Annotated in this window: 14 protein-coding genes; 8 read left to right on the top strand and 6 right to left on the bottom strand. The window is 62.6% G+C overall.

The genetic code is table 11. The features are described from left to right. From E6X30_RS06880 to E6X30_RS06895, 4 genes are all read right to left on the bottom strand, one after another. A complete protein-coding gene (locus E6X30_RS06880) occupies positions 1 to 1305 on the bottom strand; it encodes an ABC transporter substrate-binding protein (protein ID WP_316335944.1) in 1305 nt (434 codons plus the stop codon). Positions 1306 to 1340: 35 nt separating this feature from the next. Further along, entirely contained in the window at positions 1341 to 2318 is a 978-nt protein-coding gene (locus E6X30_RS06885) for a LacI family DNA-binding transcriptional regulator (RefSeq protein ID WP_168161695.1), read from the bottom strand. A 202-nt stretch (positions 2319 to 2520) separates the two neighbouring features. Next, a complete protein-coding gene (locus E6X30_RS06890) occupies positions 2521 to 2823 on the bottom strand; it encodes a DUF6199 family natural product biosynthesis protein (RefSeq protein WP_259893527.1) in 303 nt (100 codons plus the stop codon). A 147-nt stretch (positions 2824 to 2970) separates the two neighbouring features. Then, the gene (locus E6X30_RS06895) at positions 2971 to 3192 is read right to left on the bottom strand and encodes a DUF6199 family natural product biosynthesis protein (RefSeq protein WP_316335945.1); all 222 of its coding nucleotides are present in this window, start codon (positions 3190 to 3192) and stop codon (positions 2971 to 2973) included. 229 nt (positions 3193 to 3421) lie between these two features. Between E6X30_RS06895 and nrdF the strand changes: the two genes are divergently transcribed. Both nrdF and E6X30_RS06905 read left to right on the top strand, forming a co-directional pair. Next, on the top strand, positions 3422 to 4393 hold the full coding sequence (gene nrdF, locus E6X30_RS06900) for a class 1b ribonucleoside-diphosphate reductase subunit beta (protein WP_016663133.1): 972 nt from the start codon (positions 3422 to 3424) through the stop codon (positions 4391 to 4393). A 307-nt stretch (positions 4394 to 4700) separates the two neighbouring features. Then, the gene (locus tag E6X30_RS06905; protein WP_096882564.1) at positions 4701 to 4985 is read left to right on the top strand and encodes a GlsB/YeaQ/YmgE family stress response membrane protein; all 285 of its coding nucleotides are present in this window, start codon (positions 4701 to 4703) and stop codon (positions 4983 to 4985) included. A gap of 493 nt (positions 4986 to 5478) precedes the next feature. Here the strand turns inward: E6X30_RS06905 and E6X30_RS06910 are convergent, their stop codons facing one another. Next, entirely contained in the window at positions 5479 to 7434 is a 1956-nt protein-coding gene (locus E6X30_RS06910) for a sugar-binding domain-containing protein (RefSeq protein ID WP_316335946.1), read from the bottom strand. A gap of 87 nt (positions 7435 to 7521) precedes the next feature. Beyond that, positions 7522 to 8595, bottom strand: a complete 1074-nt coding sequence (locus E6X30_RS06915) for a LacI family DNA-binding transcriptional regulator (protein WP_316335947.1) — start codon at positions 8593 to 8595, stop codon at positions 7522 to 7524. Positions 8596 to 8799: 204 nt separating this feature from the next. Between E6X30_RS06915 and E6X30_RS06920 the strand changes: the two genes are divergently transcribed. The 6 genes from E6X30_RS06920 to E6X30_RS06945 all read left to right on the top strand — a co-directional run bounded on the left by E6X30_RS06920 (position 8800) and on the right by E6X30_RS06945 (position 15326). Beyond that, positions 8800 to 10122: an extracellular solute-binding protein gene (locus E6X30_RS06920; RefSeq protein WP_316335948.1), complete on the top strand. Its 1323-nt coding sequence runs from the start codon at positions 8800 to 8802 to the stop codon at positions 10120 to 10122. Positions 10123 to 10134: 12 nt separating this feature from the next. Continuing rightward, complete coding sequence (locus tag E6X30_RS06925; RefSeq protein ID WP_316335949.1) at positions 10135 to 11016, top strand: sugar ABC transporter permease; 882 nt, start codon at positions 10135 to 10137, stop codon at positions 11014 to 11016. Between the two features lie 2 nt (positions 11017 to 11018). After that, entirely contained in the window at positions 11019 to 11957 is a 939-nt protein-coding gene (locus E6X30_RS06930) for a carbohydrate ABC transporter permease (RefSeq protein ID WP_316335950.1), read from the top strand. Positions 11958 to 12052: 95 nt separating this feature from the next. Then, on the top strand, positions 12053 to 14491 hold the full coding sequence (locus E6X30_RS06935; RefSeq protein ID WP_316335951.1) for a glycoside hydrolase family 3 C-terminal domain-containing protein: 2439 nt from the start codon (positions 12053 to 12055) through the stop codon (positions 14489 to 14491). Between the two features lie 282 nt (positions 14492 to 14773). Next, positions 14774 to 15016 (top strand): ribbon-helix-helix domain-containing protein, encoded by a 243-nt coding sequence (locus E6X30_RS06940; protein WP_316335952.1) that lies wholly within the window; start codon positions 14774 to 14776, stop codon positions 15014 to 15016. After that, a complete protein-coding gene (locus tag E6X30_RS06945) occupies positions 15009 to 15326 on the top strand; it encodes a type II toxin-antitoxin system PemK/MazF family toxin (protein ID WP_316335953.1) in 318 nt (105 codons plus the stop codon). Before E6X30_RS06940 ends, E6X30_RS06945 begins: the two co-directional genes overlap by 8 nt. Positions 15327 to 15462 lie beyond the last annotated feature (136 nt).

Genomic DNA, 15462 nt, shown 5'->3' on the forward strand with positions numbered 1-15462 from the left:
TCAGGACTCGGCAGGGAAGATGGACTTCTTCTGCTTCTCGATGTCGCGAAGGATCGAGTCGATCGAGTCGGGGTTCTTCAGGAAGTTCTGCAGCGACGGGCTGATGACCGTCGAGGCGAAGTCGGGGCGCGTATCGCGGTCGAGGAACTGCGAGATCGCGCTCGCGTTGGTGATGAGCTCGACGGCTTTCTTCTGGAGCTTCGAGTAGTTGCTTTGATCCTGGTCAGTTCTCGGCGAGATCACGGAAGGATCGGCATCGAGCTTGTACTGGATGGCGTCGGCCGTCGCGAGGTAGGTAAGGAGTTCCTTCGCCTTCTTTTCGTTGTGGGGCTTTGTCGCCATCATCCAGCCGTCAATCGGGGCTTCGACGACGTCGGCACCGATCGCCGGATCGAATTCCGGGAAGGTGAAGAAGTCGAGATCGTCTGGGTCTTCGCTGTCGGCCCACTGCTGGTCGATGAACATCCCTATCGTGTACATCGCGGTTTCTTCCTTGAGCATCGACTGCGCGGCTTCCTGCCACGTGCGCCCGAGCGGGTCGGCCTGCTGGTAGGGGAGGAGCTCGCGCCAGGCCGCGAAGATGTTCTTCACTTCTTGGCTCTCCCACGATTCCTTGCCGGCCATGAGTGAGACGTGGAAGTCGTAGCCGTTGACGCGAAGGTCGAGCATGTCGAACGTGCCCATGGCCTCCCAGCCGTCCTTATCGCTGAACGCGATAGGCGTGAGCCCTGCGGCTTTGATGTCCTCGTTGAGGGCGAGCCATTCGTCGAACGTCGCCGGCTCGCTCCAGCCGTGTTTCTCGAACACGCTCGGCTTGTAGAACACTGCCCACGGGTAATAGTTCCACGGGATGAACACGAGGCGCCCATCATCGGCGGAAGAGGCGACCTTCATCGACTCGGGCATGCCATCAATGTTCTCCCACACGTCGCTCAGGTCGCTCACGAGGCCGCGCTCGGCGAAGAACCGCGCGCGGTAGCCCGCGAACCACGTGAACACGTCGTCCGGGTTGCCCTGGAGGTAGTTGTTGATGCTTTCCTTGAAGGTCTCGTGGTCGACCGTGTTGATCTCGACCTTGCCGCCCTTCCACGACTCGAGCATGTCCAGCACGGCTTGTTTCGGGATGGCATCGCTTTGATGGGATCCGACGGTGACAGTATTTGGGTCGTTGTTGGCGCCGCAGCCTGCGAGCAGGGCGAGCGCACTCACGCTGGCTCCCGCACCGAGCACGGCGCGACGGCTCGCGGTGGCCTCGCGGATTGCGCGGACCGACGCGGGGATCTCGTGGATCCAACTGTCGTTCATGTGGTTCTCCTTTGAATCTTTCGTTCGTGGAAGTGCTAGGTCGTTTCGCGCACCACGAGGGTCGTGGGAAGCGTGAGCGAGTGGATTGGTTGGCCCTCGCCGATGGCGTTGAGCAGACGCGCCCCGCTCGCACCGACGTCGAAGATCGGCTGCGCGATGGTCGTGAGCGCCGGGGTCGTTTCGGCGGCGAAGGCGTGGTCGTCGAATCCCACGACCTTGACGTCGTCGGGGATGCTTCGACCTGCTTCGCGGAGCGTGGCGAGAACGCCGAGGGCTTGGCGGTCCGAGCCGCACAGGATCCCATCGATGTCGGTGTGGCGCGCGAGCAGCTTGCGCGTGGCCGAGGTGCCGCCGCCGGTTGAATAAGGTGCGTGGATGACCTCGAGCGGGGCGGTGTCGAGTGCCGAGAGCTGGCCCGCGACGCGATCGTGGGCACCCTGCGCCGATTCCGGACCCGCGATGATCGCGATGCGACGGGCGCCGCGCTCAACCAGGTGGCGCGCGCCGAGCTCGCCGCCCTGGCGGTCATCGATCGTCACGGTCCATGTATTCTCTCGGCCGTCAACGAGGGGGCCGAGCACGATCGTGGGGATCGCGGTGCTCATTGCTTCGAGCAGCGGATCGTCGATGTGGGGCGAGAGCACGAGCGCGCCGTCGACCCGGTTCGGGGCGAGCTGGCGCAGCGTTCGCTCTCGCTCCTCATCGGTTGTGGCAAAAAGAAGATTGAGCGCGATGTCTCCGCCCACGAGCGCGGAGTTGATGCCCTGGAGCATCCGCCCGAAAGTCGGGTCGTCGAAAAGCTCGCCGTAGGGTTCGGTGAGGATCGCGGCATAGACGTTGCTCTTGCCCGAGGCGAGGGAGCGTGCGTGCGCGTTGGCGCGATACCCGGTTTCAGCGATGGCCTTTTCCACTCTGGCACGCGCTTCGGGGGAGGAGATCTGACCGTTGAGCACGCGTGAGACCGTGCTGCGGGACACGCCCGCGGCGCGTGCGACATCGTTGATCGTGGCCACGCGTGTCCTCCTCTTCGCTGAGTTGCGCACCCCCATGCATTGCGGAGTTTTGCGCGCCTCGCGGCCGAAGAGCCACCTGACGCACACCCGGTGGGAGCGCTCCCAGTCACTGTAGCGTGGGCCACCAGAAGAATGTCAAATCCACCACTCAGCGGGCTAGAAAGCGCGTTTTACGTGCTCGCGGTGTAAGCGGGGGTGATGGTCACGCTTCTGGGAAGTGGCCCACCGTTTGGACCTGTAGCTGCTGGCCTTCGAGCTGCTTCCTCCGCTCGTACTCTTTTGCCTGGCCGTCGAGCGCGAGGGCAATGATCACGATGATGCCGATGATCGCAAAAATTGAGCCCACGATGCCGCCGATGCGCTGAAGAAAATACGTCGTCTCGCTCGGCTCGTTCGCGTCGCGGTCCCGATAGCGCCACGCATAAAAAGTGCGCCACACGTGCTGTGGCGAAATCGCGTACCACAGCGCGAAAAAGAGACACAGTGCAAGCGCGAGGATCGCCAAGACCACCATAATTGAGCTCCCGTCTGCTGACGTTCTTAACCATTCTTGATTGCGTTCGTGACCATACCGCCCACAGACACACGAGAATGCAGGCGCCAAAGAAAATGAACGCGAGGATCATGGACGGCAGTGGCACGAGCCCTACCCCTACCTCGCGGCCTGAAGGTAATAACCAAACATTGCGATCGCCCCCATGACGATGATGGCACCGCCTACCCTCATGAGCGCGAGACGCGCCGAGCTTGGTTCGTTTGCTTCACGATCCTTATATGCCCACCCCATGGTGATTTCCCATGTCTGGAAAGGGGAAACAGCCATCGCTGCTCCGTAGACGATGAGCAGGATAAACACGAGCGACATGAACGGCATGAGGTCTCCTGACTACTGCGGGCGTGATCTACGGCTCACCCTAAGACGCGCCGCTGAGAGCAAGTCACGCGAACCCATCGAGTCGTCGACTCGACTCGCTAGGATGGGCAAGGTATGCCGCGTGGGCAAGCGTCGGAACCCCCGAGCTTACGCTGGCAGGGATGGGGCAGCCGGCTGAGCCGGCCTGGAGTCCGACGTCTGCTGGGACCATCGTTGCGAAAGGACGAGCGTGAACACCGATCACATCAAACACAGCGTGCAGGCCATCAACTGGAACCGCATCCAAGACCCGAAAGACCAGGAAGTGTGGGATCGCCTCACGGGCAACTTCTGGCTTCCCGAAAAGGTGCCGCTCTCGAACGACATCCAGAGCTGGTCGAAGCTCAATGAGCAGGAGCAAGAGCTCGTGATGCGCGTCTTCACCGGGCTGACGCTGCTCGATACCGTGCAGGGAACCGTCGGCGCCATTTCGCTGATCCCCGACGCGGTGACCCCCCACGAAGAAGCCGTGTACACCAACATCGCGTTCATGGAATCCGTGCACGCAAAGAGCTACTCGCAGATCTTCTCGACGCTCTCCAACACCAAGCAAATCGATGAAGCATTCCGCTGGAGCGAGCACAACGAGGCCCTCCAGAAGAAGGCGAAGATCGTTCTCGAGTACTACACCGGTGACGATCCCGAAAAGCGCAAGGTCGCCTCGACCCTCCTCGAGAGCTTCCTGTTCTACTCGGGCTTCTATTTGCCGATGTACTACTCGAGCCGCGGCGAACTCACGAACACCGCAGACATCATCCGCCTCATCATCCGCGACGAGGCCGTTCACGGCTACTACATCGGCTACAAGTACCAAAAGGCCGTGGAGAAGCAGTCGCCCGAGCGCCAGGCAGAGCTCAAGGACTACACGATGAGCCTGCTCATGGACCTCTACGACAACGAAGAGGAATACACCGAAGACCTCTACGACCCGGTCGGCTGGACCGAGGACGTCAAGATGTTCCTCCGCTACAACGCCAACAAGGCCCTCATGAACCTCGGCTACGAGGCGCTGTTCCCGCAGGAGTCGACCGAGGTCAACCCCGCGATCCTCGCCTCGCTCTCGCCGAACGCCGACGAGAACCACGACTTCTTCTCCGGCTCCGGCTCGAGCTACGTCATGGGCAAGGCCGTCGAGACCGAGGACGACGACTGGGACTTCTGATCTAAGCGGTTCTTCGCAACCGTTAACGCGGTGGGCGGCACGTTTGACGACGTGCCGCCCACTTTTCTCGATGCCGGTCCTTCGTTAGTGGCGTGGCGGAAGCATTTCAGCAAAGGTGTACTGCATGTTCGGTAAAGAAGAGTGAAATTTCGAGTGACGTGCAGCTTTGCTAAGTTTTTTCCCAGGTAGGATTGAGGTTGGTTGACGATCTTTCAACCGCCCGGGCACCGTTAGCAAACCCAGGTTCGCCAACACCGCCCGGGACATTTGTGAACCTGGTTCACTTCAACAGAAAGTAGTCATTCCAATGTCTCTTATTTGGGCAATCATTTCCTGGATCATCATTGGTGGCCTCATCGGCCTTATTGCTCGCGCAGTCATGCCGGGCAAGCAGTCGATGGGCATGGGGATGACCATCATCCTTGGTGTCATCGGCGCAATCGTCGGTGGCCTCATCGGTGGTCTCTTCGGCGACGGTGGCTGGAGCTCGCTCCTTGACAACCCGTGGTCGCTGTGGACGATCCTGCTTTCAGTGATCGGTGCGCTCGTGGTCATGTTCGTCTACGGACTGCTCACGAAGTCCGACAACTGATCGTGACGCATCAATAGGAACACGCGCATAGCGCAAGCGCCCACCTCCGGATCTCCGGGGGTGGGCGATTTTCATAGGCAAAGCAGCCCGGATTTGTGCGGCGGTCCCAGTTTTGCCGGCGCAGCGCCGGCTTGTTCCCGGCGCAGCCCTCGGCCTGTTCCCGAGCCCCGGGCCTCCCCGTCACGGATTATGAAGAATCTGGGCTCGGGGCGAGGTGTGAGGCTTGGAGTGCGGCGGTTTCTTCATGAAGTGGCACGGTGTTGAGGGGCGGGGAGATTTGGCGGCCCCTGCGCGAGGTTTGGTTGGTCTCGCTGCGGTTTTGGGCTGGCACCGTCGCGGATTATGAAGAATCTGGGCTCGGGGCGAGGTGTGAGGCTTGGAGTGCGGCGGTTTTTTCATGAAGTGAGTCGACCAAGGAGATAGCAAAAGAGATGGGCCAGGCGCGAGACAAGGACGCGGAACTGCCCGGCCCGAGAGGCCGGGCAGCCAGTGCCTACTCCTCGTAGGCTGCCTTCGCGGTTTGTACGGCTCGTAGACGCGCGAGATCGAGCTTCGAGCCGCGATCAAAATCGACGACGCCGTTCTTTTCCTGGAACACGTCGGTGAGCTGCGTGTAGCAGTAGCCGAACATGAGCGGGTTGGTCAGAAGAACGTTCGTCAGGGCCTCGAAACGCTCGTACAACTCTTCTTCGCTGCGCACCCGGTTGCCGTACCCCCACGACTCGGCCTGGTCTTGACCGGTAAATTCGGCGGCGCGGGCCTCTTGCTCGTTCCACCAGATGCCGCCGTATTCGGAGACGAAGAACGGCTGGCCCCCGTAGGGGACGGAGAAGTGACCGTCAGCGAACGGCATCTCGTTCGGGGCGAGCTCACGCCTGTTGACCTGCGGATTTCCTTCGGCGAGTGGTGCCTGTTCGCGAGCGAAAACTTCCGGATCCTGCTCGTAGGAGTGCGAGTCATAAATATCGGCGCCGCGCACGCGGTGGCTGTAGCCCGAAGCGTCGATGACCGGGCGCGATGGATCCGCGAGTTTTGTGGCGTTGTACATCGCGTGGGTGACGTCGTCGAGCACGGTGATGCGGTCGTGCAGCACCTGGTGCGTTTCATTGAGGGGGCACCAGCCGACGATGCTCGGGTGGGAGAAGTCGCGTTCGAGTGCCTCGATCCACTGCGCAACAAAGCTCGACGTGGGCTCCTGGTTGTAGCCGAGGGGGCCTCGCCCGGATACGCCCCAGTCACCGAATTCGCCCCAAACGAGGTAGCCATAGAGGTCGGAAAAGAACAGCATGCGTTCCTCAAACACCTTTTGATGTAAGCGAGCGCCGTTAAAGCCAGCAGCGAGGGCAATCTGGATGTCGGCGAGCATCGCCTCGTCGGAGGGCGCGGTCATGAGGGTTTCTGCCCAGTATCCCTGGTCGAGCACGAGGCGCTGGAACACGCGCTCACCGTTGATGCGGAATTCGGTGCCCTCGAGGGCGGTTGAGCGCAGGCCAGCGTAGGAGTGTACTTCGTCGATCAGACCGCCGTCGGAATCAAGGAGCCGGGCCGTGAGGCGGTACAGCTCGGGCTTGCCCGCCGCCCACACGCGCACGTGCTCGTCCGGTACGGTGACGCGCACGCGTGGCGCGAGGTCAAGGTCTGCGCGGGCGCTTGCGGTGGCCAGGGGGGCACCTTCGGGGGTTCCGACGGTGACTTCGACTCGTGTGCCCTTCGTGTTGTGGGTGAGCGGCAGCGTGATGTCGAAGGAGCGGTCGGCGAGTGATGGCGTGGTGCGAACGGCCCGGATGGCGTGCGCGGGCACTCCCTCGAGCCACACCGTTTGCCAGATGCCGGTTGTGCGCGTGTATTGGCAGTGCGTGGAGTCGTGCCACGTGGCTTGTTTGCCTCGGGCCTGGGCATCCCAGCGGGAGTCGCGAGCGCGCACGACGATCGTTGCCGTGTCGCCGGGACGCACGACGCCGCGGAGGTTTGCGTGGAAGGGGGTGAAGCCGCCGCGGTGGCGAGCAACTTCAACGCCGTTGACCCACACCGTCGCATCGTGGTCGACGGCACCGAAGTGGAGGACGGGGACGAGAGGTTCGCCGGCGGGACCGTCGGCCCACTCGGCTGGGATTTCTATCTCGCGGCGGTACCAGACGGCTTCCATGAAGTCGGTGTGCTCGATGCCGGAAGCTTCCGATTCGGGCGCGAATGGGACGAGGATCGAGCCTTCAAGGGGGCGGTCGAGAAGACCGCGCTCGCGGCCCGTGTCGCCGGCGTCGATCTCGAATTCCCACGTGCCGTTGAGGTTGAGCCACGTGGGGCGGTGGCACTGGGGGCGCGGGTGTTCGGGCTTGGGGACGTCGGTCGCGGCGGAGAGGGGAGCGTCGAGGAGGCTCGCGAGGTGCTCGGCTCGTTCAGCGAGTGCCTTCAGCTCGGGGACTGCGGCGAATTCGGGAAGGAGTGGCATTCTGGATTCCTCACGTCGTCGTGTGTTCTGATGGGGCCCAGTCAATCACGGCAACACGCAAAATTGCAACGTGAGAAAAACGCTGGCTTAGTCGCCGAGGGTGGAGGTGCGGATCGCGAGCGTGTGCGGCACGAGGAATGTCGAGCCCGATCCGAGTGCGGTCACCTCTGCAGCTTCCGCGCCTTTCGCGAAAGAATCATCGCCGAGAGCCGCGAACAGCGCCGCCGATACGAGGCACTCGAGGTCCGGTGCGACCGAGGTGAGCGGGGGAGTGGCGTGTGCCGATTCCGGAATGTCGTCCCAACCGGTCACGAGGACATCGGTGCCAATAGAGAAACCGGCCTCTCGAAGAGCTTCGCACGCACCGAGGGCAAGCAGATCGTTCCCGCCCACGATGGCGTCGAACGGAAGGGTCTTCGCGCTACCTGAACCTGAAATGAGGGACTTTACCTGCGCATACCCTTCGCGCCGCGTCCATTCGGTGGTGTGGATCAAAAGCTGATCGCCGGGGGAGATTCCCGCGAACCGGCAAGCTGCACGAAAGCCCGTGAGGCGCTCTGTTCCCGTGGAAGCAACGCCTTCCTGGGCGCCGAGAAACAGGGGGCGCGTGGCGCCACGCTCGGTTATGTGTCGCACGACGTCGACCGCGCTCGCGGTGTTGTCGATGCTCACGTGGTGAATGCTGCCGTGGTCGGCAACCGCTTCTCCCAGGACGACCGTGGGAAGCGGCGAATGCTCGGCGAGTTCGCGAACAGTCTCGGGAAGAAGTGGGGCCATGATGAGCGCACCGAAAGAACGTTTAGCGAGGCCGCGCGCGTATCGGCGTTCAATGTCGGCGTGCTCGCCCGTGAGCTCGATGCTCACGCTGTAGCCAGCACGTGCCGCGACGTTGTGGAACGTCTCCGCGAGGCGCGCAAAATACGGATTGAGCAGGTGGGGGATCACGAGCGCTACCGTGCGGGTGGCCTTACCGCGGATCTCTCGCGCCGACTCGTTTGGCACGTAGCCGAGTTCGTCGATCGCCGCGAGAACCTTGTCGCGCGTCGCGGGCTTCACAACGGGGCGGTTGTTGACGACGTTGGAAACGGTCTTCCACGACACGCCAGCGCGAGCGGCGACGTCCTTGATGCTTGCGCGTTTGTACGGCTCAGGCTCGTTCATGGTGCGCCCCCTTTCTGGACGTGAGAAGTGGTTTCAGTCTAGGGCCAGTAGGCGTCGGACCGCGTGTGTGGCCCTCCCGTGCAGTGCGAGGGGCCCGCGTTCGGGAGTTGACGTGAACTCGATCGCGGTGGCAGAATCTCACGTGAGAATCAAAGGTGAGTTACACCGCACACCTGTCAACGATGACGAGGAAGGTGAAGCGCCATGCCAAGCGCGTACAACAATCACACCCCGCCGGGGCTCAGTCGCCGGTCGCTCCTTGCGGGTTTTGGCGCCGGCGCACTCGGGCTTGGGCTTGCCGGGTGTGGAGCCGCGCAAGCGGACCCGTCGAAGGTTGCCGTGTGGGATCTCTTCAGCGGTGCCGACGGTGAAAAAACTCGCGGGATGATCGCCGAGGTCGTCGAGGAAAACCCGGGCCTGAATGTCGAGCCCACGACCCTCAGCTGGGGCAACCCGTACTACACGAAGCTCGCGATGGCTGCTGCATCGAGTGCACCGCCGAGCACGGCGATTATGCACGTGAGTCGCGTCGCCGGCTTCGCGCCGGGCGGCCTCATCGAGCCGTGGGACATGAGCCTGTTCGAAGAATTTGACGTCTCGACCGACACGTTCACCAAGGCCCTTTTGGAGGCGTGCCAGTACGACGGCAAACAGTACGCAGTGCCGCTCGACACACACCCCTTCATCAGCTTCTTTGATCGGGACGTTGCGGAAAAAGCCGGGGTACTCGAGTCCGACGGCACCCTCGCGATCGACTCGCCCGAAGCGCTCCAGGAAGTCGGCACCAAGCTCGGCGAAGTGACTGGCGGGCCTGGAATCGCGTTCGGCTATCAGCTCGATACCGCGCAAGCCTGGCGCCTCTTTTGGGGCCTGTTCCACCAGACCGGTGGCGAGTACAGCTTCGAGCCCGGCGAAAAGGCCGATATGGATATCGACGCGGCCGCGCGCGTGGTCGCTGCGGTCAACTCGTGGATGGACGACAAGTGCATGGCGTCCTCGCAGGACTACCCGGGCGCGCTTTCCGCCTTCAACGGAGGGCGTAACGCCATGATCTTCTCCGGCGTATGGGAGCTCAACGGTTTCAAGGAAAGCGTCAAGTCGCTTGCGGGTGCACCGATGCCGACGATGTTCGGCACTCCCGCGAACTACGCCGACTCCCACACCTACGTGTTTCCAAAGAACCGCCGCATGACCGACGAGCTCAGGCGCAGCACTTACCTTTTCGTGTCGTCGATGCTCAAGAAAGGTGACCAGTGGGGCGCCGCCGGGCACATTCCCGGTTACCTCCCGTCACAGGGGGAGCCCGCCTACCGCAAGCTCGAGATTCAAAACCAGTACAAGGATGCTGCCGAGACCGTCGTCGTGGACCCGAAGGTGTGGTTCGCGGGTGCTGGTTCCGATTTCCAAAACCGCGTGTGCCAGCGGCTTATCGAGGGCTTTCGCGGAAGCGTTGAACCGCAGCGGGCGATCGAGGGAATGCTCGACGTCATCAGCGGCATCGCTATGCAACCCAACCCCACCGAATAAGGAGGTCATGCCATGAATGAACGCGCACGCTTCACCTCCCGCGGTGCGGGATGGTTCGCCCTTCCCTACATGATCCTTTTCATCCTCTTCCTCATCGTCCCCATCGTGTGGGGCCTGTGGATGAGTTTCACCGACCAGTCGCTTGCGTCGACGAACAGTGGTTTCGTGGGGATCGATAACTACCTCGAGGCTTTCACGAGCCCCGATATGTACTCGAGCCTCTTGAACACACTGTTCTTTACGCTGATTTCGTCAGTTCCGCTCGTCATCCTCTCGTTCGTGCTCGCCTACCTCGTTGTGACGGGCCTTCCGGGTCAGTGGCTCTGGCGCCTCACGTTTTTCGCCCCGTATTTGCTCCCCGTCTCGGTCGTGACTGCGATGTGGGGAATGATGTTCTCGAACGACTTCGGTCTCATCAACGGTCTTCTCGTGCACTTGGGGTTCGACCAGATCGGGTGGCTGAGCGACAAACAGATCGCGATGTGGGCGATTGCCATCACGACCGTGTGGTGGACGATTGGCTTCAACTTCCTGCTGTATCTCTCGGCCCTCCAGAACATCCCCGACACGGTGTACGAAGCCGCGCAGGTGGATGGTGCAGACGCGTGGCGCCGCCTGAGGTCAGTGACGCTGCCGATGATGCGGCCCACGACCGTGCTGATCGTTCTTCTGCAGATCCTCGCCTCGCTCAAGGTCTTCGACCAGATCTTCCTCATGACGGCGGGCGGCCCCGACGGCGCCACTCGCTCAATCATTCAGTACATCTACGACCAGGGCTTCTCCGGCTACCGCGTCGGATACGCCTCGGCCGTGTCCTACATCTTCTTCGCGATGATCGTTGTCGTCTCACTCATCCAGGTAGCGATCACGAACCGTAACGCAAAGGAGCGTTAGACATGAGTACCGCAGCAACCACCCTCGAAACCCCGGCCGGGGACAGGCGCAGCCTGAAGACGCGTGTGAGCCAGAAGCGTGACGAGAACGCGCGCCAGCGCTCCCTGACCCTAGGCTCCTCAAAAGCGTCACGCGTGATCGCGTTCGTTGCGCTCGCGTTCCTCGCTCTGTGCTGGGCGATTCCCATCCTGTTCGCCCTTCAACTTTCGTTGAAAACGGAAAGCGATGCCTCCGCTGCGCCACTCACGTTCTGGCCATCCGAGGGGTGGACTTTCGAGAACTACGCAAACGTGATCGCCGCGGGCGACATCCCGCTGTGGATCTGGAATTCTATCCTCGTTTCTGCGATCGTCACGATCATCACCCTCGTGACCTCCGTACCCGCCGCGTACGTGTTCTCGCGCTACAACTTCCGTTTCAAGAAGCTGTGTTTCGCGCTCACGATCGCCGCGATCATGGTGCCACCGCAGATCCTCATCGTTCCGCTGTTTGAGCAGATGAAATTCATGCGGCTGTCGGACACCCTCGGGGGCGTGATTCTCCCGCAGGTCGTCGCACCTCTCATGGTGATCGTGCTCAAGAACTTCTTTGATCAGCTCCCGATCGAACTCGAAGAAGCTGCGAAGCTCGATGGTGCATCGATGCTGCGCACCCTCACGTCGGTGATCCTTCCGCTTTCGCGCTCGATCATCGTTGCCGTGGGCATCTTCGTGTTCATCGGTTCATGGAACAACTTCCTGTGGCCGTTCATCATCACGAACTCGCCCGAGCTCATGACGATCCCCGTGGGCCTCGGCACCGTTAAGAACGCCTACGGCGTGCAGTACGCGCAGGGGATGGCGAGCGCCGTGATCGGTGCGTTGCCCCTGCTCATCGTGTTCGTGCTCTTCCAGCGTCACATCGTGCGGGGCTTCGCCACGACGGGAATGGGCGGTCAGTAATTTCCGATGACCGGCATGGGTGGCCAGTAGACTGGAACAACCGCGAGGCGCCGGGGCCACTCGGCGCCTCGACTCGAGCATCAACGAGGAGCACGATGAGTCACGAAACGATGTCCCAGCATTCGACCGCCGCCGACGATTCGGCGGATCGCCACCTCGACCCGCGGCTCGCGCACAAGGCCCGCGAGCTCGCCGCGCAGGGCACGGTGCTCTTGCGCAATGACGGCGTGCTGCCTCTCGCCCCGCAAAGCCGCATCGCACTCTTTGGCCGCACGGCGAAGGACTGGCTCGCCGTTGGCTACGGTTCGGGCGGCGACGTGAACCCGCCCTACATCACGAACCTCACGGACGCGCTGCGCGAGTCGGAAGCCGTTGACGTCGACGAAGAACTCGCTGCGGCCTACGACCGCTTCAGCGAGGAGCAGCCCGCGGACCCGGGCACGGTGTGGGGCAAGTGGCCCACGCATTATCCCGAGCTCGAGCTTGCGGATGAACAGATCACCGAAGCGGCGAAGCGCAACGACCTGGCCATCCTCGTGATCGGCCGCGCCGCTGGCGAAGACCGCGATGCTGAGCTCGTACCCGGCTCCTACTACCTCACCGAGCAAGAAGAATCCCTGCTCGCGCGAGTCACGAAGGCGTTCGACCGTACGGTCGTCGTGGTCGACGCGGGCAACGTCATGGACCTCTCGTGGGCCGAGCGCTACAGCATTTCGGCGCTCCTCATCGCATGGGCGGGCGGCATGGAATCCGGTAACGTCCTCGCCGACGTTCTCACGGGCGTGCGCGAGCCGGGTGGTCGCCTCACCGCTTCGATCGCCCGCCGCTACGAGGATGCCCCCACTGCGAAGAACTTCGGGGACCCCGACGTCACCACCTATGTCGAGGACGTCTTCGTGGGCTACCGCTACTACGAAACCTTCGCTCCCGAGGCCGCCCAATTCCACTTCGGCGAGGGTCTCGGCTACACGTCGTTCTCGTTCGGCTTCGGAGAGTTCAGTTCCGACGCCACCCGCGCCCGCATCGACGTCACGGCAAAAAACACGGGCGAGCGCGACGGCGATACGGTTGTGCAGGCCTACATCGAAACCCCAGACGGGAAGCTTTCCCAGCCCGCGCGTCGCCTCGCGGCCTTCTCCCGCACGGGCCGCGTTGCGGCAGGCGAAAGCGCCGCGGTGAGGCTCGAGGTGGACCTTCGCGATTTCGCTTCCTACGACGACTCCGGCGCGACCGGCCACCGCAGCGCCTACGTGCTCGAGCCCGGAACCTACCGCCTCCACGTGGGGCAGAGCGTCAAGGACACCGAGGTCGCGGGTGGCATCGAGATCGACGAGCTCATCGTCGTGCGCGAGGTTGAAGAGGCCTCCTCGATCCAGAAGGGCTGCGGCTTCGACCGCATGATTCTTAAGCGCGACGGTGAGGGCCGGGCAACCGTCGGATATGAGAAGGCGCCCGAGGAGCAGCGAGATCTTGCAAGTCGCATTCTCGAGCGACTCCCCGAGGAGCTTCCCGCGCCGGCTGAAGGCGGCAGCTCGTCCTCCTTTGACGACGTGCGAGCCGGAAAGGTGAGCCTCGAGGAGTTCGTGGCAACCGTCGGAACGGAAGATCTCATTGCCCTCGCCTACGGCGATACCACCATGGATAGCCCGCTGGGCGTGCGTGGCAACGCGGGAGCGCTCGGCGGCGTGACCGAGTCTTTGCGCGCGCGTGGCGTGGCGCCCGCGATCACGACCGACGGCCCCTCTGGCCTGCGCATTTCCGCGTTTGCGTCGCTTCTGCCGTGCGGCACCGCGCTCGCTTCCACGTGGAACCCCGAGGGGGTGCGCGAGCTTGCCGAGCTTCACGCGGAGGAGATGCTCGCCAAGGGCTCCGACATTCTTCTCAGCCCCGGCATGAACATTCAGCGCGACCCGCTGTGTGGCCGCAACTTCGAGTATTTCTCGGAGGATCCGCTGCTCACGGGCCTCATGGGCGCAGCCGTCGTGAGCGGCGTGCAGTCGAAGGGCGTTGCCGCGTGCCCCAAGCACTACGCCGCGAACAATCAGGAGCACAACCGCATCTACTCCGATTCGCGCGTAAGCGAACGCGCCCTTCGCGAGATCTACCTGCGCGGTTTCCAGATCATGGTCGAAGAATCGAAGCCGCGCACCATCATGACCTCGTACAACAAGATCAACGGGGTGTGGGGCCACTACAGCTACGACCTCGTGACCACGATCCTGCGCGGCGAGTTCGGCTTCGACGGCCTCGTGATGACCGACTGGTGGATGCGCATGGTCGACGATCCCCACTTCCCGGCCCTTCGCGATAGCGCGTATCGCGTGCGCGGCGGCATTGACGTGCTCATGCCCGGGAGCAAGGTTCACGGCGGCGATACGTGCGATACCGGGGTACGGGATTCACTTGGGTCCGACGGTGGCCTCACCCTCGGCGAGCTTCAGCGCACGGCGCTTCACGTGCTGCGATTCATCCTCGAGGCCAACCCGCAGGGTCATGCGACGAGCGCCGAGAAAGGCCGCCGCAACTTGATGTAGGCGCCGGAGCGTCGCGGAGCCGGGGTGTCGCAGCGTCTTGGCGCCGGGGCGTCACTCTTCATGAAAATTCCAGGGCTGTAGCTCCTGTTTCGGGGCCGCACGCTCTGGTTTTTTCATGAACTCGCACGGTAATGCCGCCGACCTGGTTCTAGAACGACGCAAGCCCGGCACTACTTTGGCTCCAACCCAGCATTTCACCGGCGTGCTGGGCCTATTTTGTTGCCGTCACGTCGAGGTTGACAGTGAATCCCACATTGGGATTCGCCTTGGTAGGCTGAAGGCATGACGGTGCAAATTTCGTTGCGTCTTCCCGACGACCTCGTGGAGTTCCTTGACCAGAGCGTGTCTGCAGGGGCTGCCGGTAGCCGAGCTGATCTCGTGAGCGTCGCTCTCGAACGTGAGAAAAGGCGGCAAGCGGCTCTTGTGGACGCTGCACTCGTGAAAGCGAAAGGCCCGCAGGATGATCTCGACTCTCTCGTGGAGTGGACCGCGCACCACGCCGCATTAGAGGACTGGCGTGCGTGAAATCTGCCTTGCAAAGCTCGACAAGACCCGACCGGTTCTTGTGCTGACGCGAGAGGCCGCTCGAAGTGCGATGACCAAGGTGACAGTCGCGCCCATAACCTCGACGGTCAAAGGGCTCTCGAGCGAAGTGGAGCTAGGGGAGCGTAATGGCCTCGACCACCGCTCTGCCGCCTCTCTCGACAACACGGTCACGATTCCTTCCTCGCTCCTCGGTCGAACGATTGGCTTCCTTCAGCCCGATCAGGAGCATGCGTTAGCGATTGCCGCGATCATGGCTTTCGACCTCGACGCGAGGCCCCTCGAGAGCTAAGCAGAAGCGCCGGTGGCACACTCCTTGCGTCACCCTCGATGAAAATTCCAGGGCTGCGGCCCCCTCTTAGGGGCTGCACGCTCTGGTTTTTTCATAAACTCGCACGGCCTCGGCTCAAGTCCCGCACGTAGGCTGA

This window comes from Dermabacter sp. (assembly GCF_032550575.1).
GTDB lineage: Bacteria > Actinomycetota > Actinomycetes > Actinomycetales > Dermabacteraceae > Dermabacter > Dermabacter hominis.

What these genes read in the sequence shown, in the direction of transcription:
- E6X30_RS06880 (WP_316335944.1), bottom strand. Translation starts at nt 1,305, where the DNA reads ATGAACGACAGTTGGATCCACGAGATCCCCGCGTCGGTCCGCGCAATC.
- E6X30_RS06895 (WP_316335945.1), bottom strand. Translation starts at nt 3,192, where the DNA reads ATGCCGTTCATGTCGCTCGTGTTTATCCTGCTCATCGTCTACGGAGCA.
- E6X30_RS06905 (WP_096882564.1), top strand. Translation starts at nt 4,701, where the DNA reads ATGTCTCTTATTTGGGCAATCATTTCCTGGATCATCATTGGTGGCCTC.
- E6X30_RS06910 (WP_316335946.1), bottom strand. Translation starts at nt 7,434, where the DNA reads ATGCCACTCCTTCCCGAATTCGCCGCAGTCCCCGAGCTGAAGGCACTC.
- E6X30_RS06915 (WP_316335947.1), bottom strand. Translation starts at nt 8,595, where the DNA reads ATGAACGAGCCTGAGCCGTACAAACGCGCAAGCATCAAGGACGTCGCC.
- E6X30_RS06920 (WP_316335948.1), top strand. Translation starts at nt 8,800, where the DNA reads ATGCCAAGCGCGTACAACAATCACACCCCGCCGGGGCTCAGTCGCCGG.
- E6X30_RS06925 (WP_316335949.1), top strand. Translation starts at nt 10,135, where the DNA reads ATGAATGAACGCGCACGCTTCACCTCCCGCGGTGCGGGATGGTTCGCC.
- E6X30_RS06930 (WP_316335950.1), top strand. Translation starts at nt 11,019, where the DNA reads ATGAGTACCGCAGCAACCACCCTCGAAACCCCGGCCGGGGACAGGCGC.
- E6X30_RS06935 (WP_316335951.1), top strand. Translation starts at nt 12,053, where the DNA reads ATGAGTCACGAAACGATGTCCCAGCATTCGACCGCCGCCGACGATTCG.
- E6X30_RS06940 (WP_316335952.1), top strand. Translation starts at nt 14,774, where the DNA reads ATGACGGTGCAAATTTCGTTGCGTCTTCCCGACGACCTCGTGGAGTTC.